11 protein-coding genes and 3 pseudogenes are annotated in these 16421 nt (G+C 65.6%); 5 read left to right on the top strand and 9 right to left on the bottom strand.

The annotated features are described in order from the left end of the window. Positions 1–235 precede the first annotated feature (235 nt). A complete protein-coding gene (locus IE317_RS45130; RefSeq protein WP_268246880.1) occupies positions 236–358 on the top strand; it encodes a hypothetical protein in 123 nt (40 codons plus the stop codon). 303 nt (positions 359–661) lie between these two features. Next, positions 662–2077 carry a recombinase family protein gene (locus IE317_RS17560; protein ID WP_373309065.1) on the top strand — a complete coding sequence of 472 codons (1416 nt, stop codon included), beginning with the start codon at positions 662–664 and terminating at the stop codon, positions 2075–2077. 362 nt (positions 2078–2439) lie between these two features. On the opposite strand, the gene IE317_RS17555 is transcribed toward IE317_RS17560, so the two are convergent. Beyond that, complete coding sequence (locus tag IE317_RS17555) at positions 2440–3279, bottom strand: macro domain-containing protein (protein ID WP_229902774.1); 840 nt, start codon at positions 3277–3279, stop codon at positions 2440–2442. A gap of 226 nt (positions 3280–3505) precedes the next feature. Here IE317_RS17555 and IE317_RS17550 point away from each other — a divergent pair, with 226 nt between their 5' ends. Beyond that, positions 3506–6460, top strand: coding sequence for a tetratricopeptide repeat protein (locus tag IE317_RS17550; RefSeq protein ID WP_191311295.1), 2955 nt, complete (start codon positions 3506–3508; stop codon positions 6458–6460). A gap of 9 nt (positions 6461–6469) precedes the next feature. Here the strand turns inward: IE317_RS17550 and IE317_RS17545 are convergent, their stop codons facing one another. The 4 genes and pseudogenes from IE317_RS17545 to IE317_RS45315 all read right to left on the bottom strand — a co-directional run. After that, the gene (locus tag IE317_RS17545; RefSeq protein ID WP_191311294.1) at positions 6470–7090 is read right to left on the bottom strand and encodes a response regulator transcription factor; all 621 of its coding nucleotides are present in this window, start codon (positions 7088–7090) and stop codon (positions 6470–6472) included. An 844-nt stretch (positions 7091–7934) separates the two neighbouring features. Beyond that, a pseudogene (locus IE317_RS17540) lies at positions 7935–8834 on the bottom strand (IS5 family transposase). Between the two features lie 57 nt (positions 8835–8891). Next, entirely contained in the window at positions 8892–9632 is a 741-nt protein-coding gene (locus IE317_RS45320; RefSeq protein ID WP_308443398.1) for a cation transporting ATPase C-terminal domain-containing protein, read from the bottom strand. 50 nt (positions 9633–9682) lie between these two features. Next, a pseudogene (locus IE317_RS45315) lies at positions 9683–9883 on the bottom strand (HAD-IC family P-type ATPase); the annotation flags it as partial. 246 nt (positions 9884–10129) lie between these two features. Between IE317_RS45315 and IE317_RS17530 the strand changes: the two are divergent. Then, a complete protein-coding gene (locus IE317_RS17530) occupies positions 10130–11329 on the top strand; it encodes an alpha/beta hydrolase (protein WP_191311293.1) in 1200 nt (399 codons plus the stop codon). Positions 11330–11483: 154 nt separating this feature from the next. Here IE317_RS17530 and IE317_RS17525 read toward each other — a convergent pair whose 3' ends face one another. Next, complete coding sequence (locus IE317_RS17525) at positions 11484–12674, bottom strand: hypothetical protein (protein ID WP_191311292.1); 1191 nt, start codon at positions 12672–12674, stop codon at positions 11484–11486. Between the two features lie 67 nt (positions 12675–12741). Between IE317_RS17525 and IE317_RS17520 the strand changes: the two genes are divergently transcribed. Beyond that, positions 12742–13656, top strand: coding sequence for an S-4TM family putative pore-forming effector (locus IE317_RS17520; protein ID WP_268246879.1), 915 nt, complete (start codon positions 12742–12744; stop codon positions 13654–13656). A gap of 29 nt (positions 13657–13685) precedes the next feature. On the opposite strand, the gene IE317_RS44605 is transcribed toward IE317_RS17520, so the two are convergent. The 3 genes and pseudogenes from IE317_RS44605 to IE317_RS17505 all read right to left on the bottom strand — a co-directional run bounded on the left by IE317_RS44605 (position 13686) and on the right by IE317_RS17505 (position 16414). Beyond that, a complete protein-coding gene (locus tag IE317_RS44605; protein WP_229902764.1) occupies positions 13686–14285 on the bottom strand; it encodes a transposase in 600 nt (199 codons plus the stop codon). Between the two features lie 282 nt (positions 14286–14567). Next, a pseudogene (locus tag IE317_RS17510) lies at positions 14568–14756 on the bottom strand (hypothetical protein); the annotation flags it as partial. A gap of 191 nt (positions 14757–14947) precedes the next feature. Beyond that, positions 14948–16414 (bottom strand): AMP-binding protein, encoded by a 1467-nt coding sequence (locus IE317_RS17505; protein WP_191311290.1) that lies wholly within the window; start codon positions 16412–16414, stop codon positions 14948–14950. Positions 16415–16421 lie beyond the last annotated feature (7 nt).

Raw genomic sequence — 16421 nt, 5'->3', positions numbered from 1 at the left:
TTCCGCTCCGTCGTAGCGAATCGCTCATCCTCGCCCGCACCCCGCTGCCAGTGACCGAACTGGACCCGCTCGCCGGGCTCGATGCCGAACTCGTCGGCAGCCGCGCCGACCATTGGCAGCTCGCCGCCATCGCCACCGGGCACGCTCCGGACACACCAGGCTGAGCCGCCGTACTCGTCAACGCCACCACCGCCCCGTGTTGATCGGCGATGTGAACGATAGCGACCCTGCGCTGTTGCTGGTCGACAGCCCCAGCGGTTACCGGTGGAGCGCCCTGCTCATCGCCTTGACCTTGCCCCCGACCATGGGAACCGACGACCGGCAGCTCGACGTCCGGGTTGAGGACCGGCGGCGGTGATGGGCCGAGCACGACGCCCTGCTGGGCCGGATCCGCGAAAAACCGGCGTTCGAACGGTTCCTGCTGCCACCGCCCTGGCCGGAGCTGCGACCGGCGGCCGACCACGGCGCGGTGGTGCTCGTCAACGCCGCTACCCATCGGGGCGATTCGTAGCAGGGCGAAGGTCGACCGCTTGCCGTGCAACACGGATAAACGACCGGCAATGCGGCCATTCGGGTGCCGATCAGCTCCCGGCTCGTCATCAGAACCGGGCAACCGCGTTCCGCCCTCGACCCGAACCCGCCTCAAGCACCGAGGTGCACGATGACCAAAACTGTGGACGCGGCCGCCTTGACATCTGCGGTTTCCCCGCGTCGAGCCGGCGTCCGGCGCCGCCGGCAGCCTGTCAGAAGCCATGGGCTGAGGTTCGCGTTCTACGGGCGGATGTCCACGGTGGAGTTCCAGGACCGGGCGACGTCGTTGGGGTGGCAGCGCGAGGTCGCCGAGGAGACAATCCGCGGCCGCGGCGTGATCGTGGCGGAGTACTTCGACGAAGGATGCTCACGTCGGCTTCCCTGGCGTCAACGGCCGGCCGCGGCCCACCTGATAGCGGACGCCGAGCACCCGAACCGCTCCTTCGATGCCGTCGTCATCGGAGAGTACGAGCGAGCGTTCTACGGAGAGCAGTTCAACGCCGTACTGACCACGCTCCGGGAGCAAGGCATCCAACTGTGGCTCCCCGAAGCGGATGGTCCAGTGAACCTCCACGACCCGGTGCACCAGGCACTGATACTGCTGCTCGGGTCCCAGTCGCGTCGCGAGGTGCTGCGCGCTCGGCACCGCGTGCTGGCTGCGATGCACATCCAGGCCCGTGTTCAAGGCAGGTTCCTCGGCGGCCGGCCACCCTACGGCTACCGCCTGGCCGATGCCGGTCCGCACCCGAACCGGGCCCATGCGAGGTGGGGCCGCCGCCTGCACCGCCTGGAACCCGATCTGGCCACCGCACCGTGGGTGCGGTGGATCTTCCAGCAACGAGCCACCGGACGCAGCGTGGCCGGGATCGCGCGGGAGTTGAACGACCGCGGCGTCCCGTGCCCCTCGATCGCCAACCGGGACCGTAACCGACACCGGACGAGGCACGAGTGGATCGTCCGGACCGTCGTCGGGATCCTCGAAAACCCGCGGTACACGGGGCGGCAGGTGTGGAACCAGCACGGCGCCAGAACAACCTGCCCGGCCCACCACGGTTCTCCAGCCCGACCGTCGGCGACACGAGGTTGGTCACAGTCCGAGAAGGTGGCGCATCCGGCGCTCGTGGACGAGGCGACGTTCCTGGAGGTCCAGGGCATGCGCGCAGCCCGACCCACCCAACACGGCCATACCAGGACGTACGTGCTGGCAGGACTCGTACAATGTCAGCTGTGCGGACGCCGGCTGGACTCGCATTGGGTTAACGGCCGCCCTGGCTACCGCTGCCGACACGGCCACACCAGCGCCCGCAACCGCCCACCAGAACTCGCCAAGAACGTCTACGCCCGCGAAGACCACCTACTCAACGATCTCCGCGCCCGATTCGCCGAGACCGTAGGCGACGACGGATCCGCGATCGCCGACTACCTGAGAACGAACGACCTAACGATCATGTGTGGCGGCCCGACACAAGTAGTCAAGGCATGCGGTCCACGCTGCACACTTGCCACGACAGACAAGACCGTCGGCGACCAGCTGCTGTTACTCTGACCTCGCCGCGACTCGCGACTCTATGGGGTAATTGAGTGTCCGAAGACGATCTTGCACGCTAACCACACGCCTCAACCTCTGAGAGTCTTCACAGCTGATACCCAACCTGAGCCGCTAGGGCCGTTATCGGGCGCAGAACGAAGGACCGCGGACAATCTCGCTGGATGCTTGGCGAAGCGATCGACACCAACGTCCAGACGTCCGCCACTCGATCGATGACCAGCGCGCGCGACGACCGGCGCCCGGGCCGAAACGTTTCGCGCTCTCACGAAATTTGACGCGTTATCCCGAATCGGATGCTTCCGAACCTACACGCGCCGGCCTCGGCCATCGCCGCGGAGAGCAGTGGCCACGGATCGGCGCTACAGCGTCCGGAGGAACGCTCGCAGTTCGAGCATGTCAGTCTTATCGTAGTCCTTAGGGTGCACCACGACGACGAGTTCTTTGCACACGTCCTGCTGCCTCGAACTGGCGACGAACGACAGGATCGTCATCTTGAGCAAGCTGTCCCGATCCAGGCTGCTGATCCGTGCGAGCTCCGATCCGATGACCGGGACTACCAGCGTCTTCCGCTGGCCGAACTGCCGCGCGGCGTCCCAGACCCGGCTCAGGGCCTCCCACAGGTCATCGACGCCGGCCTTGGCGATCAGGTTGTTCTGCATGTACGTGTAAGCGACGCAGAAATACCGCCGAGCAGGCCGCCCGAGCGTCGCCACGGTCCCGATCGGATAACGGCTGAGTTTCCCCTCTTTGTCCGAGAGCCGCTCCTCACCGATCTTCTTCGTATTGACCAGCGCACTCACTATTTCGCGGTCGAGACGGCCCTGGTCCCCGTCGTACACTCGGTGCAGGAACTGCCCCTGAACACTGTCGGGACTGATGATCTTGCCGTCCGTCGTGTCGGTGTCGAAGGTGTCGCTGAAGCCGATGACCAGATGCCCGGGTTGCTCGAAGAGGTCACCGACCTTCACCACAACGCTGATTTCCGGACGGTCGAAGTCCCGACGCAGGTAGCGGCGCGGCCACGCCCGGCAGGTCGCAGCTGTCACGATCAGGGCGGCGATCACCACGATGACGACTGCTTGGTTGATGTCATTCTTCGGCCAGAGAGCTGCATAAAGCTGGACCAAGCCGCCCAGCAGACCGAAGGTGACCAACGCTGTTCCGGCGAACAACCCCAAGCCTCGCCGGGTCGACAGCATCAAGGCAAGCCCTCTGAGTATCACGGACCGATCTTCTCATGGTCGGAGGTCAAGCCGGGCGTACTCCACTCGGCGCAGCGGACGTACTCCGTTGCCCGGCAGCCTCACCGGCCAGCAGTGCGCACCATGGTTTCCGCGCCGACCATCTGTCAGAATCCTGCCAGCGCGGGCGTAACCATGACAGAGCAGGCCGCCGAGCGCGCTCGCCGGGAGAGGGGAGGCGATCATGCGAGCGTTCATCTCGTACGTCGACGACAACAAAGAGAGCACGGAATTCGCCCGCTGGCTGGTCGATGCGCTCGCCAAGCCCGGATCGCCGGTGACCTCGTGGTTCGCCCCCCATGACCTGGTGCCGGTCAACACCTTCGAGAAACGTCTGCCCCGAGCCGTCAGCATCTGCCATCTCCTGCTTTTCGTGCGTGCGGAGCACACGCCGGAAAGCAATGCCTGCATGGATGAGCTGCACTACGCTCGTGAATACGGGAAGCCGATCATCACGCTGCGCCTCGGCAATGGTTTCAAGTATCACCCACTGGTCGATCGCCTCCCCTCGGTCGACTTCACGGGAAACCGCGAGCAGGGCCTTCGAGATCTTTTTCGGCGCATCGAAAGCCTGCGCCGACCCGAGGGTCAGATAGCACAGCTCCAAGAGCACTTGCGCGTGAAGCGCGACAGTTTTCGCAGGCTGCCCCCTTCCGAACTGGCCATTGCCAAAGAAGAGGCGGCGGCATTGGAGGCCCGGCTGAGGGAGTTGTACGCCGAAGCCCAGGTGGCCGCGGAAGCACCGGTCCCGGCACCCACGGCCCTCGTTCTTCCACGAGGCGGAGCCGCCATCGCCGACCAGGAAGGAGCCGCGGCCGTCCTCGAGGAGGTGCGCGCTGACCGGGTCCCGATCGTCCTCGTCGTCGGACCGGAAGGCATCGGGAAGACACGCTTGGTGAAGGGTGTCCTCGAGCAGGTGTCGCATGCGCACCGGGTACGCCTCGAGTACCGCCAGGCCTACGGCCCGCATTCCTTCACCGCGCATGACCTGGCCAAGCTGCTCGAAAAGGCGATCGAACCTCCCCGGGCACCCGCGAAGGTCCAGCTGGAGCGGACCGACATCTCCACTTCCCGCAAGCTGGAACTCCTTCTCGAGCTGATCCAGGACAAGCAGCTGATCGTCGTCCTGGACTCGTACGAAGTCCTTCTCGACGCCACCACCGGAAAACTGATGGACGCGGAACTCGACGAAGCTTTGGAGGCCATCTCCCGGCAACGCCGCATGGCGGTGAAGATCCTGATCGCGACGCGGGAGCAACCGTTCGCGCGCCCCCGGCGGTGGCTGACCCGGACGTTCGTGCGGAGGTTCGACAAAGGGCTGCCTCCGGAGGAATTCAAGAAACTCCTGGCCAGTTTCGACCCCCACGACGCGTTCGGGCTGCTGGACCCGCCCGATGACGAGGTCGATGCACTCTATGAGCGAACAGGCGGGCGACCGCGAGCCGCGGAGGTGGTCCACGGAATCCTGGAGGGCTCACCTGAGAGCGAACACAGCTCCTTGACCACTCTCACGGACATCGTGGCCGCGTTGGCCAACGTCGCCCCCGATGATGCGCTCGACTTTCTCACCGGGCACCTGATCGGCGGCCTCACCCCCGAGGCGCGGCGGGTCCTTCAGGCGGTGTCGGCGTTCGGCACCCCGGTCGACGCCGAAGCCGTGGCGTTCATGTTGCCGAGCGAGAAAGCGAAGCAGGTCGAACAGAGCCTCAAACGCCTCCAGGCCCGCCACCTGGTGCGGCGAACTGCGAACAACCTGTACTACGTGCAACCGCCGGACGACGACAGAGCGCTGGAGTCGGTGCAGCCGGTCGCCGACGACGAGTGGGACCGCCGCAGCATCGTCCTGCGGGCGGCGTCCTACTTCGCGCTGCAGCGGCGGCACGAGGACGAGGTGCGGGAGCTCGGCGATCTCACGGCCGAGTTCAACGAGATCGATCTCCTCATCCAAGCCGGAGAGTTCGACGCTGCGTTCCGCGCGGTCGAGAACGTGGACGATCACCTCGACAACTGGGGCTGCCGCTGGGTCCTTCGCCGCCAGCGCGAGCAGCTCAGCGGGGTGTTGCACGATGACCTGTCCGAGATCGTCAATCTGCAGGCCCTCAGTGAAATCGCCCTCCGGGGCGACGATCTCCCCGCGGCCGAAGCGTTCTGCCGCCAGGCCATCTCCTACCTGGACGTGGACGGCGAGCCCGCCGTCCGGGCGAAGCTGTACGTGTCTCTCGGCGCGGTGCTGCAGCGCCGGGACGAGATGGCCAAAGCCGAATTCTTTTACCGGAAGGCCCTGGGACTCGCTCGCAAATACCGCCAATGGGAAGCCGAGGCGGTCCCGCTGGCCGGTCTCGCCGAATGCCACCGTCACCGGGGCCGGCTGAACGAGGCAGTCGACTGCCTCGAGCAAGCAGCCGACCGGGCTCGCGCCCGGCTGGAGCAGGGATCGACGCGAGACGCCCGCCGCCAGCTTGCCGACGTCGTCCTGAAATTGGGGACCCGGTACGCGGAACTCGGTGACTTCGACCGGGCGAAGACGGCGCTGGACGAAGCCGGCGCACATGCGAGGGACATCGACAGCTGGGCGACGCGGTGCTGGCACCAGGTTGCACTGGCCAACCTCGAACTCTGGCAAGGCCGGCTCCGGCAAGCGAGAACACACGCGCAAAACGGGCTCGAGCAGGCCTTGCTGCTGGGACAGCTTCCCTTGCAGCGGGAGATGTACACCATCCTGGCCATCTGCTCCCTGGCGGACGACGAAATGCCGGATGCGGTGGATCACGTTTACCAGGCGACCAGGGACAGGCTGCCGGGACGTGCACTGATCACGCTCGCCCTCGACGGTGTGCTGGAGTACCGCCGGGGCTCCCCGTGGACGGCTCAGCGCCGCTTCCGGCAGTTGCGGCTCGAGGCTGCGGTGCGCAGCCGGAAGGACAACCGCGATTTCGGCGCTTTCGACATGGAGGGCCTGGCCCGGTGTGGTGAGCACCTCCTGCGCGACGAGCCGCCGTTGGATGCGGCCATCACACTCTTCCGCCAGGCCCGGCAGGTGACATGTGCCCCGGGCATCACGCAACTGATCGTCCAACTGCTGACGCTGTTCAACGACGCAAGGCTGCAGCCCGCGATCATGGCGGCCAGCGGCCGCTGACCCCGGGCGCTACGAGCCGTCGTCCAGCCAGCCGTAGGCGTTGGCCTTGATGAGCGCCTCGGTGCGGTTCGTGACGCCCAGCCGGTCGTAAATCCGGTTCAGCAGCCGATACATCGCCCGCTCGGAATATCCAGCCGCCGCCGCCAACCGCGCGACGGTCGCCCCCGACGCGAGCTGGCGCAGCCAGAGCACCTCCGCGTCCTCGAGAATCCGCAGCGGCGCAGGGCTCTCCGCGGTCCGCGACGAAGAGATCAGGGCTTGGACGACCGGTCTCGGCAGGACCACGTCCCCGGCCAGCATCGCGTCGAGCGCCCGCCGCAGCACGTCCGCCGTCGCGTTTCGCGCGACGACCGATCCGGCACCCAGCCGGAGTGCCCTGATCGACGACGGTCCGGTGCGCTCTTCCAGCACCGCTATCACCAGGGTTCCCCGGCCCAATTGCTCGAGCAGCTCCCAGTCCGTCGGTACCGCGAGCGTCAGGATGACGACCCGCTGACCACCTTCGACTGCCCACGCCCGGATGTCGGCCGGCACTTCGACAACGATCTCATCCGACGTTAGCGCTTCGACCACGCCACGCTGGAAGAGGGGCAACGGGTCGAGGACGGCGACATGGGCCCTGCCCTCCAACGGCCCACCTCCGGAGCACTCCCACCAATGGTTCTCGCGTCGTGGTGGTCGGGCGACGCGGCGGCGATGTGCCCACCCCTGACAGTTATCACATCGTCCCGACGGCGATGCGTAGCCACTCCGTCAGCGGAAGCCCGTCTGACACGAGGGTCGGCAACCTGTCATGGACCTGCCAGGGGCAGGTCTCCTACCGTCAAGAAGGGCATTCTCACCGTTCCGTGAGGTGGAGGGAGGACTGGTGGTCTACGACGACGACCGCGACAACCCTTTGACCGAACGCGTGCGCGCCAGTGATCGTCGCTGGCCATGGTCGAAGGAGACGGCTCAAGCCAGCGGAACACCACAGGCCTCTTCGAACCGGGTCTACCGGTGCACTGGTGTGACCGAGGACGGAACGCGGTGCAAACGCACGAAACGCGGCGAGCCAGGCTTCGTGTGCCACGATCACCTGAAACAGACGGGAAAAAGGCGGCACCGAGCACGCCGGTAAGGCACAATCGAGCGTCGGCGCTCCCGCTCAGCCTACAATGCTCGCCGCGTCCGGAACCGTGCATCCGTGTACCGCAGGGCGTCCCGCATAAGGTCGTCACTTGTCAACAGGTCGTGGACGCTGCCACGCGGACGATGGGTAGACCTCCGAGGCGAAGGCGTTCCAGCATGTTTAGCTGCCGGTGATGCAGGATCGTCAGTGAGTGATCTGAACGGCTGTAGGTCTCGCCCGAACACCTCGCGCCATCACCGGATCTTGGTCACGCTGACCAGCGGGCCATGGAACGGGCCCCGACCAGCTGCCCCTGAGCGACTTCTTCCGCCTAACGCGCCGAAGTCAGCGCTAGAGCATGTTTCAATGTCGTAGCCACTCGTTGATCGCTGCGATGTGCACGGTTGCCTCGTAGCGGACCGCGAGTTTGTCGAACCGTGTGGCGACGCCGCGGTTGCGTTTGAGCCGGTTGATGCCGCACTCGACCGCGTGCCGTTGCTTGTAGATTTCCGGGTCGAACGCCGGTGGCCGACCACCCGCCCGGCCGCGGTTGCGGCGATGCCGGGCCTGATCAGCGGGCTGAGGAGTCGTGCACGCAATCCCACGCCGCCGCAGATAGGCCCGGTTGGCGCGGGAACTGTAAGCCTTGTCCGCCAAGACACGATCCGGCCTGCTCCGGGCTCGCCCACCACCCATCCGGGCGACCGGACCCTGGCCAGCACCGCCTCAAACTGCGGCGAATCACCCCGCTGCCCGGCGGTCACCAGCAACGACAATGGTTTCTGGCCTTGCTCGGTGGCCAGATGCAGTTTGGTCGTGAAGCCGCCCCGCGACCGGCCCAGCGCGTGGTCGGCCGGTTCGGGCTCACCGACACCACCGGGTGGTTCTTTCTGCAAGTCGCCCTCGAGGCGGGCGCCTGCGGCGTGCTGGTGCGCCCGGTTGATCGTGGAATCCACGCTCACCTCCCAGGTGATCAGCCCGGCAGCATCCGCCCGGGTCTGCAACCCGGCCAGGATCAGCGCCCACACCCCGGCACGCTGCCAGCGCCGGATAACCCATAGACGGTTTGCCAGCAGCCGTAGGCGGGCGGGACATCACGCCACGGCGAGCCCACGCGGACCCGCCAGCGGATACCGTCCAGAAGCTGGCGCTTTGTCCATGTCGGTGGGCGGCCGGGTTTCTTGCCGACAGGCAGCAGCGGTTCCAGCATGCCCACTGCGCGTCGGTCAGGTCGGCTCGCCCCGTCGCCGCTAGGCTGGGCACGAGGTCTCCGGTGTTCTTGATCAGCTTGGTCGTTGATCGGTCTACCGGAGACCTCGTCTATTTGATCCAGGACACGCCGCACTGACAACGCCGGCCAGAACCTCCGCAGGTCAGCACATCAAAACAGGCTCTAGGCGAAGCGCTCATCGGTGCGGACCTCGCAACCGGACGGACGGGGTACTCGACCTGACGAGGATCGCGGCCGGGAGACGATGACCAGCTGGCTGCATACCGTGCACAGGGGCTGGATCTTCTGCACGCTGGACACCCTGACCGAGACAGCCGAGGAACACCTCCCCTGGATGCGCCGTGTCCACAGCGAGCCGAGGCAAGTCCCCCCACTGCGGCAGTGAGCTGAGCCGGTCTCAGGGTCGCGCGCAGCACCGGCCGATCGAGCGACCGGCAGCTGAGCAGGTAAGCCGCTTGGACGCCGACGAACACGTTGATCGCCGTCGTCCGCCCCTCCGCGAGCGAAGCCCCGAACCCCAGTTGCAGGCGATACGCACCGAAAGCCGCCACCACCAGCAGAAGTGACACGAGCACCACCCGCCGCAGCAGGGACGCGGTGAACAACGGCCGCTCGGGCGGCCGCGGCGGGCGTCCCATGATCCCGTGCTCGGTCGGCTCGAACGCCATCGTCAAGCCCAGGAACACCGCCGTCGTCATGTTGATCCACAGGATCTGCACCGGGACGATCGGCAGCGTCGCACCGAGCAGGATCGCCACCAGGACCACCATGCCCTCGCCGATGTTGGCCGGCAGCGTCCACGCGATGAACTTCCGCAGGTTGTCGAACACGCCGCGGCCCACCGCACGGCCGCCTCGATCGAGGCGAAGTCGTCGTCGGTCAGCACCATGTCCGCGGCCTGACGGGCCGCGTCCGTGCCGCCTTTGCCCATCGCGACGCCGATGTCCGCGCGGCGCAACGCCGGGGCGTCGTTCACCCCGTCGCCGGTCATCGCGACCACGTGCCCCCGCCGCTGCAACGCCCGGACCAGGTCGAGCTTCTGCCCCGGCGACACCCGCGCGAACACCTGCGTGCCCGCCACCGTCTCCTCGAACTCCGCGCCCGGCAACGCGGCCAACTCGGCGCCGGTCAGGACCCGGCCGGAAGTCACTCATGCCGACGAGCGGACGGAACCCTCCGCGGACACCGCCGGTTGTCAACGAGGCTGTCCACCCTTGAGGATTCCGGTTTTCCGGGGTGGGAAACGCGTGCCGGCCTGGTGGTCGACGAGGCGGCGAGACGGAAAGCTCGGGTCCTGTCCCCGTCACCACCGCCGAAGGAACCCCGGATGCGCAGCTCTCGTTTCGTCGCCGCTTCCCTGGCCGGGATCGTGCTCGCCGTCTCAGCTCCCGCGGCGTCCGCGGCCGAGGGCCTAACGCTCACACTTCCCGCGCCGACTGGCCGTTACTCCGTCGGCGAATCGAGCTTCCGCCTCGTCGACGCCACTCGGCCCGATCCATGGGTACCAGCACAGCCCTACCGCGAGCTGATGATCAGCGTCTTCCACCCGGCGGTCCACGGCCCAGCTTCCCCGGTCACCCACCAGTTCCCGGCACCGGTGGCCGCGGTGGCCGGGGGCAACCTCGGCTTGCCGGCCGGCCTTGTCGACTGGGCCTCGACCAAGACCTACTCCGTGCGCGACGCCGCGATGGCGCCCGGGCGGTTCCCGGTCGTGCTGTACTCCCCCGGAGCGGGAGACCCGCGAGACTGGAACATTTCGCTGGTCGAGGATCTCGCATCGCACGGATTCGTGGTGGTCACCGTCGACCACACCGGCGACGGGCCGGCGGTCCAGTTCCCGGACGGTCATGTGACCGGCAACGGCCCGCTGCTGGCCGCTTGGGACCAGGCGTACCGCACCGGCACCACACCGGCGTTCTTCAGGAAGCTGATGAACGCGCGCACGGCCGACACCGGCCTGGTGCTCGACCGGTTGCCGAGCCTGCCCGGCAGGCTGAGCGAGGGCATGGACCTACACCGGATCGGAATGTTCGGGCAGTCCGCAGGCGGCTTCACGGCCGCGAACATGATGTACACCGATCCCCGGATCAAGGCCGCCGTCGACATGGACGGCACGCTGGAGTACTCGGTGGAGCCGGACGGCACGAACCTGAGCGAGGTCGCCCAACACGGCCTGCACCGCCCGTTCCTGCTGCTGGGCAGCAGTTCGGCAGCAAGCGGAAGCGATATCCACCGAGAGCCGTCGTGGGCGGCGTTCTGGCAGCACCAGCACGGCTGGAAGGCAGACGTCACCCTGGACGACTCCGGGCACGCGTCCTTCACCGACGCCGAGGCCTTGCTCCCCCAGCTGGCGGGCCGGGTACCGGCCGAGCTACTGGCAGCGGCAGTCGGAACGGTCGACGGACACCGCGCCGTGGCAGCGACACGAGCACTGGTGACGTCGTTCTTCACCTGGTTCCTGAAAGGCCACGACGACCACCTGCTCGACGGCGGCGCGCCGGGCTACCCAATCACCTTCGTACACTGAACCTCTCTGCTTGCAGCAGCGACGCCGCGGGACGCACGCTCATGCCGAAGATCGGACGCCTTCCGCTATGGCCAGGCCATGGCTGATGCAGACACGAAGCATTGGACACATCGGCCGATACCCAAAGTAAGTATCTAATCGCTCTGAATGCCACTCACTCCGAATCAAAATCGACCATTTCATTAACTTTTCTAACAACCTCCAAGCTGAGACCGAAGTACCATCGTCGACCAACTTCTCCAACATTACTATACGAAGTGTAGATGATAGCCTGCGCCAACAAAGATAACAAGTACTGGAGCTGAAATATACGCTTGAGTTCATTATCTAGCTCTCTCGTTACCGCGGCACGAACTCTATGCACCGATTGAGCGATAGCTGATCCATCGAGGTCAGCATGAGACAAATCGCTGTCAATCAACACCCTGACCAGGGCAGGCATATCGCCGCTCGAGCTCGCCTTCGCGCGGACCGTTGGAAGGATCAAAGAGAGGAGCAGTGTTGCCACGTCGCGCGACAACGGCGCAGAGGAACTGTACCCTGAAAGATCAATTAGTCGGATTTGACTGAAATCTGGACGGCCGTCAATCAGAGGAACAACTATATTGTCGACGTGCAAGTCCCCGTGAGAGTATCCGAGGACATATTCGACATCGATCTCGCTAAGAGCAGAACCATCGTTGAGCAAATGGATCGGATTTGGCAACCCGCCAGACTTTCCGATTCGCACTCCAAACCAGTCCACGTCATCCGCCATAAGCCCTGCCCGATCAGCCCAACGATATGCCGAGCGCCCTCGATTCAAAGCCCCTCGCAGCTCGAGACGGAGAAATTCGCTTGCAGATGTTCTCCCGTGCTTCCATCCTGTAGGTTCATTCCAGCTGTATAGGATCGAGCGTATCGCCTCAGCGGCACCCAGTTGCTGATACGCGGGCGTCATTTCTCCAATCGTTTGACTATTCGAGACCATTTCAGACGAGTCAAGGAACATCAACACTCGACCATCCTCGAGCGTTTGAGACTGAAATAGCTGCCGAATTAGATGCCGACTAGCAAACGTTGGGGACGACAGCCAGGCCCGCTCGTAATTACGCGCTTCGCCCGCCGGGCTCCCCTTGGAACACACCTTCAATATCACTTCCACCGAACCGCCGAATTCAACAGTAGGCGTGATTCTAAGTCGCGCAAGAAGGGCACCACTTCCACCTCGACGTCGCCAGGGTTCGTCGGGAACCTCGAGACTATGCGCGTGATCGTGCGCCCATGCCTCAAGCGCTCGGACGACCACTGGGTCGCCCAGATACCGACCGACGTCAGAGACGCCTTGTTCGTCGCCGTTGCTCATCAGCTCGAATACTACCCGGCTCATCGGCAGTATGGCTGCCGACGAGACGAACAGCTAGGATGTCCGGGTGTCGGAGCCCCCACCCTTGTTCACGAAGGCTGACATCACGCCTGCGCAGCTGACTGCACTAAAGGCGATGTCCATCTCACATCAGCGGGTCAGGATACTTTCCGGACTCCGACTTGCCGTGTCTTCGATTATTGCCGTAAGCGGCGCAGTGGTGACAGTGACCGCCCTCCAGGTGACCTGGGTGACCATTGTAGGAGCACTATGGGCCGCCATTTACTCGATCGGACTGGCTTCATGGGTGGACGGTGAACTACTTCGTGCTGCCAAGCTTCAGGAGAAGTTCGAAGTAGAACTGTTCCAGCTCCCGTGGAACACCGTGGTCGCTGGCCGTCCAGTGCGCATGGAGGACGCCAGTCGGTTGAGCAATGGATTCAAGGGCCGACGAATCGCCGAAGACTGGGACGAGATGCCAAAACTGCCCAGACCGTTCGACGTCCTCGCTCGCCAAATACAGAATCTGGGATGGGGATCCAGGATTCGCCGAAGATATGCCAATGTTGTGCTTTTCCTTGTCTCGGCATGGACAGCTTTGGGCGTCGTGATCGGTGCGAGCCTAAGCTTGACCGTTACGGAAATTGTCGTACGCTGGTTCATCCCTTCCTTGGGCGGCTTGCTGCTCGGACTCGATACCTTTCGGCAACAGCGAGCAGTAGCCAGCGAACGCGAGCGTGTATGTGTTCACACCGAAGACGAGGTTATAAACGCAGCAGCCAAGCCCGACAAAGTAGCAGATCACGATAGACTACTCATACTGGCTCGCCAAGTGCAAGATACGCTGTTCAGCACTCGATGTCGAGCACCGAGAGCTCCGAGTCGGATATTCTATCTTCCGTACTATTCCAGTGATTCAATCGACTTCAAAGCGCCAGTCCAACGGATTGCGGAGGCCCTTCCATCGGCGCCAACTGATTGATTCACACCTGCGAGATCTGCCGCCGCGCCTTAATTTTGCACGGAGCGATACGCTAACTGTACGCACGCAAATACCCGGCAGCCCTTATCTACTAGCACGACAGGCAGGCAGATGCGCAATGTCCGCTCATGGCTCCCCTTTATGTCAAGGGGAGCCTTGGCGAGGGCAGGCTGGCGGTTGGCAGGTTCGGGTTGTGACTTGTCCGAAGGGCCGGTGTCCAGGGTCAGGCCGGTCACGCCGGATTGCAGAGTCGTCCCCGACTGCCCTCCCGGACCTGCCACCTCGCGCCGTTTCTGATCGGCGAGCATGCGGGCATAGACAACGTTCGATAAGCGCCGCTTGAGCGAACGCATCGCCTCCATCGACGTCTTGCCCGCAGCCTTCCTGCCGTCGAAATAGGCCCGCCCGGCGGCCGGATTGCGAAGTTGGACAACGCCCATGATGTGCAGTGTCCGGTTGATTCTGCGATTGCCGGCCCGGGACAGGCGATGCCGTTGCTGTTCCCCGGATGACGCGTCCAACGGCGCGGTGCCGTTCCTGAGAGCGAACCGGTCACGGTTGCCGAACCGGTAAGTATCACCGACGTCGGCTAGTAGCCGAGCGGCGCCGGCCGCGCCGATGCCGTGCAAGTCCAGCAGCGTGGAGCCGCGGGCTAGTACTGCACCGGCAGTTAGGTGAGTGGGTAGCCGCGTCGTTTGTAGTGGCTGAGCCATGCTTGGTGTTTCGTCGACGGCGCCAGCGGGACCAGACCCAGATGTGGTCGGCGGCGCCGGCGACACGCAACACCAGCTTGGCGAGCAGACGTCGGATCTCCGGTAGCGTGAATCCGATCATGCCCGCCTCGGCGGCGCCAGTTCCCCTTTTGTGACAAGAGATCGCGAGACGGCTCCCCGGGGTTGTACCGCTCCAACGAGAGTGCGGTAGCGGCTGGCCCGGCGGGCGGCGGTAGAGACCGACACTTGGAACCGCTCCCCGGCCCGTCGTAGCGGCCAGCCGTCCTCGACGACACAGCGGGCCAGGCGCAGTCTGGCAGTAGGGATCAGGGGTGCGTTAGCGTGGCACGAGAGCCTCCGTTGGTCGGTGTAGACGTCGCAATCCACATCGAATCCGGAGGCCCTCCCCCACACGAAGGTCCTCCGGTCACGTGTCACCAGCCCCGCTGACGCGCCACCGTTCGAAAGGTGTCAGAAGGGTGCCGCGGAGCCCGATCGGGGCCGCGCGGCACCCCTCTGCGGTTCCGGGCCGGAATTCCACCGTGGACGGTTCCGGACGCTGCCCCGTCGTTCGCTCCTCAGGTCGGCGGCAGGGTCATCGCGGCCAGTCCACGGCGGTCGATTTTCCCATTGGGGTTGAGCGGCAGAACTTCGACGTGGTGGTAGCGGCGGGGGATCATGTACGCGGGCAATCGCCGGTGCAGCCACTCCGACAGTTCGCCGGTGGTCGACGGAGCGCCCGTGTAGACCGCGCGTAGCTCGGTGTCGTTCGGCAGGACGACGGCGTCGCTGATCTTGGGATGTCCGCGCAACGTCGCTTCCACCTCGCCGAGCTCGACGCGGTAACCGTGCACCTGTACCTGTGCGTCCAGCCTGCCGAGGTGCACGAGGCCCCCGTCGTCGGTGAGGCGGACCCGGTCACCGGTGCGATACCAGAAATCGGGGGTCACCGACACGTCGTCCACCACGTCGGCCGGGCGGTCGTCGAGGGGGTCGAACCGGACGAAGCGGCCGATGTTGTCCGTGGGGTCGAGGTAGCCGCCGAAGCGTTGTCCACCTCGGACGCACAACTCGCCTTCGGCCGCCCGCGAGCCGTCGCCGCCGAGCACGACGTGCTCCAGGTGGGGGTAGCAGACGCCGATCGGCACGGTGCCGTTGGCGGTTCCCGGCCACCTCGCACGGTTGGGGGGCAGCTGGTAGCCGGTGCAGGTGACGGTCAGCTCGGTCGGACCGTAGAGGTTCTCGATCCGGCTCGCCGGCGCGGCGACCGACCAGGCGGACGCCTGATCGGTGGTGAGCTGTTCGCCCGCGAACAGGCTGCAGCGCAGTCCCGGCATGCCACCGGGCGTCAAGCGCCGCATCCGGCGCGCCAGCGAGACGACCGACGGCACGGAGAACCAGTGCGTGATGCCCCGCCTGGTGACGAACCCGACCGGGTCGCGGACGTCCTCGGGTGTCGGCACCACGAGGGTGGCACCGGAGCCCCAGGACACGAACATGTCGAACACCGACGGGTCGAACGTCAGGTCGAAGGTCTGGGTGAGGCGGTCGCCGGGACCCGCGCGGTACCGGCGGATGTTGCACTCCAGGTAGGACGCGACGTTGCCGTGCGTGATCGGCACACCCTTCGGGGTGCCGGTCGATCCCGAAGTGAAGAGGATGTAGGCCGTGTCCGCCTCGACCGTGCCGGGGCTCGGAGGCAGGACAGGCGACAGCGCGCCGTCGTCGAGCACGGTCCGAGCGCCGGCACGCGCGGTGACGGCGGCGTTGCGCGCCTCGGGGAACGCGGGGTTGAGCGGAACGACGACCGCGCCGGCCAGGAGCGTGGCGAGGTAACCGGCGTAGGTCATGGGACTGCGTCGGGCGAGGAGGGCGACCCGATCGCCCGGCTTGAGGCCCGCTCGGGCGAGCGCCTTGGCGAGGCCGTCTGCGGCCGAGCGCAGTTCCCGGTACGTCAGCACCGCATCGGCCGCTTCCAGGGCGACGCGGTCGGGGTGCGCCTCGGCGGAGCGGGTGAACCATTCGTGGAGCGGCGTCACCGCCATGCCTGTC

Source organism: Amycolatopsis bullii (assembly GCF_014654205.1).
Taxonomy (GTDB): Bacteria; Actinomycetota; Actinomycetes; order Mycobacteriales; family Pseudonocardiaceae; genus Amycolatopsis; species Amycolatopsis plumensis.
This window is presented reverse-complemented; position numbering and strand designations above follow the sequence as displayed.

Coding starts and splice junctions, on each gene's coding strand:
- IE317_RS17560 (WP_373309065.1), top strand. CDS start 662: ATGACCAAAACTGTGGACGCGGCCGCCTTGACATCTGCGGTTTCCCCG.
- IE317_RS17555 (WP_229902774.1), bottom strand. CDS start 3,279: ATGCTGTCGACCCGGCGAGGCTTGGGGTTGTTCGCCGGAACAGCGTTG.
- IE317_RS17550 (WP_191311295.1), top strand. CDS start 3,506: ATGCGAGCGTTCATCTCGTACGTCGACGACAACAAAGAGAGCACGGAA.
- IE317_RS17530 (WP_191311293.1), top strand. CDS start 10,130: ATGCGCAGCTCTCGTTTCGTCGCCGCTTCCCTGGCCGGGATCGTGCTC.
- IE317_RS17525 (WP_191311292.1), bottom strand. CDS start 12,674: ATGAGCAACGGCGACGAACAAGGCGTCTCTGACGTCGGTCGGTATCTG.
- IE317_RS17505 (WP_191311290.1), bottom strand. CDS start 16,414: ATGGCGGTGACGCCGCTCCACGAATGGTTCACCCGCTCCGCCGAGGCG.